This is a genomic window from Rhodoferax sp. RT5P35 (assembly GCF_056521385.1).
In genome coordinates this window covers 1-1,029 of the sequence record NZ_JBWMAX010000363.1, presented here as the reverse complement: position 1 = coordinate 1,029, position 1,029 = coordinate 1, and the positions used below count along the sequence as shown (strand labels likewise).

The window sequence follows — 1,029 nt, the reverse complement described above, 5'->3', positions numbered from 1 at the left end:
GGTAGTGGCCAAAGGTCAGCACCTCGGACGGCATCTCGGCAGCGTTGTCGTAAGCGCCAATGTTTGAGGGCAGCTTGCCTGCCATGAACACGTAACGCGACGGCGCGCACAGCGGGCTGTTGGTATAGGCCGATTCAAACACCACGCCCCCCGCGGCCAGTGCGTCGATGTGCGGGGTCTTGCTGACGGTGTTGCCATACGCGGCCAGCGCCGAGGGCGTGAGCTGGTCGGCCATCAGGATCAGGATATTCGGTTGTGCCATGCTTTTCTCATTCCAAACATAATGGGGGTTTATGCAAAAAATGCAGTCTACGCAGGTGCTATCGGCACGTGAAGACTTTCATTTCTTATACATCCATAAACACTTGTTATGGCAACACCACGCCGACTCCCGCCCCTGCAAAGCCTGGTCTTTTTTGAGGCGGCGGTACGCCACCTGAGCTTCACCGCCGCCGCCCTGGAGCTGGGCACCAGCCAGCCCGCTGTGAGCCAGCGCATTGGCTTGCTGGAAGAAGACCTGGGCGTGCCGCTGTTCAAGCGCGGGCACCGGGGCGTGTCGCTCACCGCCGACGGCCTGCAGCTCTTCAACGCGGTGCGCGACAGCCTGGGTAGCATTGGCGAGGCCGCCGCCCACATCCGCGCGCGGCGTGCCCGCCAGGTGCTGACCGTGGCCACCGACTTCGGTTTTGCCGCCTACTGGCTGATGCCCCGGCTGGCGGCGCTGCGCGCGCTGGTGCCCAACCTGGACGTGCGCATCGTCACCACCCAGGACCCGTTCGACATCCGGGGCGAGCCGGTGGATATTGCGGTGGCCTTCGGTGCAGGCCAGTGGCCGGGCTGCACGGCGCAGGCCTTGTTCCCCGAGATCGTGGTGCCGGTGTGCAGCCCCGGCTTCTGGGCGGCCCACGGCCTGGCCGGCCAGGCCGCCGATCTGGCCAAGTTGCCATTACTGCACCTGGAAAGCGCCGAGCCCCTGCGCTGGCTGGGCTGGCAGAACTGGCTGGCGCTGCATGGCGTGGCTGCCAGCGG

2 protein-coding genes are annotated in these 1,029 nt (G+C 65.5%); one reads left to right on the top strand and one right to left on the bottom strand.

Annotated elements, in window-relative coordinates:
- Window positions 1–262, bottom strand: a 262-nt coding sequence (locus tag AC097L_RS26355) for a sulfatase-like hydrolase/transferase (RefSeq protein WP_479589638.1), incomplete at its 3' end; no start/stop codon positions are given.
- A 108-nt stretch (window positions 263–370) separates the two neighbouring features.
- On the opposite strand from AC097L_RS26355, the gene AC097L_RS26350 reads away from it, so the two are divergent.
- Window positions 371–1,029, top strand: a 659-nt coding sequence (locus AC097L_RS26350) for a LysR family transcriptional regulator (RefSeq protein ID WP_479589637.1), incomplete at its 3' end; no start/stop codon positions are given.